Annotated in this window: 6 protein-coding genes; all 6 read left to right on the top strand. The window is 38.2% G+C overall.

The annotated features are described in order from the left end of the window. Positions 1–48: 48 nt before the first annotated feature. The 6 genes from H5200_RS22555 to H5200_RS22580 all read left to right on the top strand — a co-directional run bounded on the left by H5200_RS22555 (position 49) and on the right by H5200_RS22580 (position 5,342). Positions 49–1,185: a glycosyltransferase gene (locus tag H5200_RS22555; protein WP_182762719.1), complete on the top strand. Its 1,137-nt coding sequence runs from the start codon at positions 49–51 to the stop codon at positions 1,183–1,185. Between the two features lie 150 nt (positions 1,186–1,335). Further along, positions 1,336–2,445 (top strand): glycosyltransferase family 4 protein, encoded by a 1,110-nt coding sequence (locus H5200_RS22560; protein WP_182762722.1) that lies wholly within the window; start codon positions 1,336–1,338, stop codon positions 2,443–2,445. After that, on the top strand, positions 2,445–3,041 hold the full coding sequence (locus H5200_RS22565) for a sugar transferase (protein ID WP_182762724.1): 597 nt from the start codon (positions 2,445–2,447) through the stop codon (positions 3,039–3,041). Before H5200_RS22560 ends, H5200_RS22565 begins: the two co-directional genes overlap by 1 nt. Continuing rightward, the gene (locus H5200_RS22570) at positions 3,034–3,651 is read left to right on the top strand and encodes an acetyltransferase (RefSeq protein WP_182762726.1); all 618 of its coding nucleotides are present in this window, start codon (positions 3,034–3,036) and stop codon (positions 3,649–3,651) included. The genes H5200_RS22565 and H5200_RS22570 overlap by 8 nt, the downstream gene beginning before the upstream one ends. A 38-nt stretch (positions 3,652–3,689) precedes the next feature. After that, on the top strand, positions 3,690–4,868 hold the full coding sequence (locus H5200_RS22575; protein ID WP_182762728.1) for a DegT/DnrJ/EryC1/StrS aminotransferase family protein: 1,179 nt from the start codon (positions 3,690–3,692) through the stop codon (positions 4,866–4,868). A 126-nt stretch (positions 4,869–4,994) separates the two neighbouring features. After that, positions 4,995–5,342 (top strand): four helix bundle protein, encoded by a 348-nt coding sequence (locus H5200_RS22580; RefSeq protein WP_169020997.1) that lies wholly within the window; start codon positions 4,995–4,997, stop codon positions 5,340–5,342. The last annotated feature ends 24 nt before the right edge of the window (positions 5,343–5,366 follow it).

A 5,366-nucleotide genomic window follows, 5' to 3' on the forward strand; every position in this document is an offset into this window, starting at 1 on the left:
TTTTTTTATTTTTTTATTTTTTATTTTTTGAAAAAGGTAAGAGTTTAAATGTCGGGTAAAGTTTATCATATTATTACAGGCCTGAATGACGGCGGAGCTGAAGCTGTTTTATATCGACTTTGCTCAAGCGATAAAGTTCATGAGCACACAGTTATTTCTTTAATGGATGAAGGTAAGTATGGTCATTTATTAAGGGGAGCTGATATTAAGGTTTACTGTTTAAACATGCCGCCAGGAAGAGTTACTCTTTCAGGGTTAATAAAGCTCTATCAATTAATCCGAAAAGGCAATCCTTATATTATCCAGACTTGGATGTATCATGCCGATATGATTGGTGGTGTAATCGCCCGATTAGCTGGCGTTCGTAATGTATTTTGGGGAGTACATCATACTAACTTGGTTAAGGGCGAATCTAAAAATGCGACTATAGTGGTAGCCAAACTGAATGCTATTCTTTCTAAATTCATACCTCATAAAATAATCTATTGTGCAGAGAGTGCGCGTCAGGTACATGAATCAAAAGGTTATAAATCAGCAATTGGTGTTGTTATACCTAATGGTTATAACTTAAATGATTTTACACCATCAATACACTCTAGGTTATCATTTCGAAAAGAGAATAATATTGATAAAGATACTTTTTTAATAGGGCATGTAGGAAGATTTCACCCTCTTAAGGATTATGAAAATCTTATGGGAGCAATTGGTATTTTGAAGAATAAAGTGACTAACTTTAAATTTATGATGGTTGGCACTGAGTTAGATTACTGTAATGAGCAGTTAAGCTCTTATATTTTAAATAATGATTGCCAAGGTAAAGTTAGTTTATTAGGGAGACGAAACGATATACCAGTTGTAATGAATGGGTTTGACTTGTTTATATTAAGCTCTATCAGTGAAGCTTTCCCAAATGTATTAAGTGAGGCTATGGCTTGTGGTACTCCATGTGTAACAACTGATGTCGGAGATGCTGCCTATATTGTAGGAGCTACAGGCTGGATTGTGCCTATAAAAGAGCCTCAAGATTTATCAATGGCGATTTTTAATGCGATAAATGAACATACATCCCAGCAAGATGAGTTTTCAAATCGAAAGCTAGCTTGTAGGGAAAGGATTGAGAAAAACTTTAGTATCGAAAGTATGATATTAAAGTATCATTCAGTTTGGCTCTCTCCAGCTAAGTGAGTATTAAAAGAATGTTTAAACTTTTGAAGTTATATTAGAATTTTAACCTGAGTCGAAATGCTTTAGTTGGATTATCAACTTGAATATTAGAACAACAAGTAATTATTCACTTTTTAGGTTTTATATTAAGCCAACGAACGGTAATAAGTTATGAAAATTATAGTGATAGGAACACTTCCATCCTCCCTGTATAATTTTAGAGGACAATTGATTAAGTACATATCGAGTTTAAATATAAAAGTTTGTGCTTTAGCAACGGCTGCTAACATAGATGATATTAAAAATATTGAATTTTTAGGAGCTGATTATATTGACTACCCTATAAACCGTAGTGGTTTAAATCCTTTTCAAGACTTTAATAGTTTTTGGTCATTGCGTAATATTTTTAAGCAAGAAAAACCTAATATTATTTTAGCGTATACAATAAAACCAATTATTTTTGGGTCTTTGGCTGCTCGTTATATGCCTCATTGTAATTTTTATGCACTGGTTACTGGGCTAGGTTTTGCTTTTCAAAAGGGTAACTGGAAAAAAAACCTTTTAATGAAGCTAGTTATATTTTTGTATAAAACAGCTTTAAAACGAGCAGATAAAGTGATCTTTCAAAACCCTGATAATAGGCAGGTATTTATTGATTTAGGGATAGTGCCTGAGCATAAAGCAGCTATAGTTAATGGGTCTGGTGTTGATATTAGTCATTTCGAGGTTAAACCTTTACCGCCTACCCCTAGGTTTTTACTTATTGCGAGGTTATTAGGTGACAAAGGGATTCGTGAGTATGTAAAAGCGGCCAATATAGTAAAACAAAAATATCCCGATGCAATATTTCAGTTAGTTGGCCCCGAAGATCCCTCGCCAGATGGTATTTCACTTACAGAGTTAACTCAGTTAAATACTAATAATGCGGTTGACTACTTGGGTGGAACAAATGATGTGAGGCCCTATTTTGAAGACTGTAGTATATTTGTATTGCCCTCATACCATGAAGGTTTACCTCGCACTGTATTAGAGGCAATGGCTACTGGACGTCCAATATTAACTACCGACGTTCCTGGTTGTAGAGAGACTGTGATAAATGGTGAAAATGGTTGGTTAGTTGAAAAAGCAAATGTTGAACAATTAGTTGAACGAATGATTTGGTTTATTGAAAATCCACATGAGTGGCAGCGTATGGCTGAGGCTAGCAGAACTATGGTAGAAGATAAGTTTGATGTTCATAAAGTTAATAGAGAGCTTTTGAAAATAATGGAATTACATTAATGAAACGCCTCTTTGATTTTTTAATTGCCCTATGCGCAATACTCACTTTATTACCAGTAATTGTTATTGTTGCTTTACTGATTCGTTTTAAATTGGGCTCGCCTATTTTGTTTACCCAAGACCGCCCAGGTTTGAATGGTAAAATTTTTAAAATGATGAAGTTTCGCAGTATGCTTGATGCGACAGACAAAGATGGCAATTTACTCCCTGATGACCAGCGGATGACTAAGTTTGGCGCATTTTTGCGCTCAACAAGCCTAGATGAGCTACCCGGTTTATTTAACGTATTAAAAGGCGATATGAGCTTGGTAGGGCCAAGGCCTCTGCTTGTGCAATATCTACCGCTTTATAATACTGAGCAAGCGCGCCGCCATAATGTACGCCCAGGTATTACCGGTTGGGCACAAGTGAATGGCCGTAATGCAATTAGCTGGGAGCAAAAGTTTAAACTCGATGTGTGGTATGTTGACAACCAAAGCTTGTTGCTCGACTTCAAAATACTATTACTCACGGTAAAAAAAGTATTTGTTCGTGAGGGTATCAGCGCTGACGGGCATGTAACTATTGAGCCATTTAAAGGCTCTAATAATGACTAAACAGTTAGCTATAGTTGGTGCTAGCGGGCACGGTAAGGTTATTGCCGATATTGCCGAGCAATTGGGCTTTACTGTTAAGTTTTATGATGACGCTTACCCAAGTAAAACCCACATTGAGCATTGGCCAATACAGGGTACCTGCGCTGATTTAATTGCCTTACATACTACGCCAATCGATGTTGTTGTTGCTATTGGTAATAATGATATTCGCCAGCAAAAAATACAGTTGTTACAACAAAATAATTTTAACCTTATTACCTTAACTCACCCAACCGCAGTGATAAGTAAATATGCAGTAATAGCGCAGGGCACGGTAGTTTTTGCCGGTGCTATTATTAATGCATTTGCTAAAGTTGGGGTTGGTTGTATTATCAACACCTCAGCAGTTGTTGAGCACGACTGTACTATTGGTGATTTTACCCATATTTGCCCTAATGTTGCTTTAGCGGGCGGCGTTATTGTTGGCAGTAAAAGCTGGGTTGGTATTGGCAGCCAAGTGAGGCAGTTAATCACTATTGGCGATAATTGCTTGATTGGTGCTGGCAGCACCGTTGTAAAAAATATACCTAATAACGTTACTGTATTTGGCTCTCCTGCAGTACCGCGTTAGATTAGACCTCATTTCTATATGGAATTAATAGGAACATCATGTTAAATACCCCGTTTTCTCCTTGGCCTAGCTTCACTACTGATGAGGCTGATGCTGTAAGTCGCGTAGTTTTGTCAAATAAAGTTAACTACTGGACGGGTACTGAAGGCCGCGAATTTGAAAAAGAATTTGCCTCTTGGGCAGGTAGCGAGTATGCAATCGCACTTGGTAATGGCACTTTAGCGCTTGATATAGCGCTTAAAGCGTTAAATGTGGGTACTGGCGATGAAGTTATTACTACGCCGCGAACTTTTTTAGCGTCTGCCTCAAGTATTGTAACTGCTGGCGCAGCACCTGTATTTGCTGATGTTGATTTAAATAGCCAAGCCATTACAGCTGCAAGTATTAAAGCGGTACTTACACCAAAAACGAAAGCAGTTATTGTTGTACACTTAGCCGGTATGCCTGCTGAAATGGATGAAATAATGGCGCTGAGTAAAGAGCATGGCTTTTATGTAATTGAAGACTGTGCGCAGGCACATGGTGCTAAATATAAAGGTCGCTCAGTCGGTAGTATTGGCCATGTAGGCGCGTGGAGCTTTTGCCAAGATAAAATTATGACCACTGGCGGCGAAGGCGGCATGGTAACCACTAATTCTAAAGAGTTATGGTCAACTATGTGGAGCTATAAAGACCACGGTAAAAGCTTTGATGCAATTTATAACCGCGAACACCCACCGGGGTTTAGATGGTTACACGAAAGCTTTGGTACTAACTGGCGCATGACCGAAATGCAAGCCGTACTTGGCCGTATTCAACTAACTCGTATGACAGAGTGGACTGCAAAACGCCAAACGTATGGCGCACAACTTGACCAAGCCGCAACTGGCTTTGATTGTATCCGTTTAGTTGAGGTTCCTGAATACATTGAACACGCTGAATATAAGCATTATATGTTTATTAAGCCTGAACAATTGGCCTCTGGTTGGGATCGCGACCGTATAGTTAATGCAATTGTAGAGCGTGGTGTACCGTGTTTTCAGGGTAGCTGCTCAGAAGTGTATTTAGAAAAAGCTTTTGACAACACCCCATGGCGCCCAGAAACACGCCTACCAAATGCAGTTGAACTTGGTGAAACGTCAATCATGTTTTTAGTCCATCCGACCCTTACAGAAGATGAAATAGCTAAAACAACCCAAGTTATAAAAGAAGTGTTTGGGTTAGCGAGTAAGTTATAGGTTCTAGGGAAGAGCTAAGTTTCGAGCCGTCAGCCGTCAGCCGTCAGCCGTCAGATCACAGAGGTTATTTGCTTTTTAAATGTTTTGTACCTATAAGTTTTTAAAACACTTTAAAAGAGTAACTGAATGAATTTCGAAAAGTTAGAAGTATGGAAGCGTGCCGCACGATTGAGTGCTGATGTATATAAAAAGACAGCATACCTTAAAGATTTTGGTTTTAGGGATCAATTAACACGCTCCAGCCTATCAGTGCCTAGTAATATAGCTGAGGGGATGACTCGTGAAAGCAATAAAGAGCGGCTTAGATTTTTAGATATATCTAGATCTTCTTTAGCGGAAGCTAGAACACAGATTTATATTGGTATAGACATTAGTTATATAGATAAAAATATCGGCGCCCAGTGGATAAATGAAACCATTGAGTTATCAAAAATGTTGACAGCCCTAAAGTCAAAAATAAAATTTGATAGCTGATAGCTGATAGCTGATAGCTGATAG

Origin of the sequence: Pseudoalteromonas sp. SG43-7, assembly GCF_014164295.1 — a bacterium.
Lineage (GTDB): Bacteria > Pseudomonadota > Gammaproteobacteria > Enterobacterales > Alteromonadaceae > Pseudoalteromonas > Pseudoalteromonas rhizosphaerae.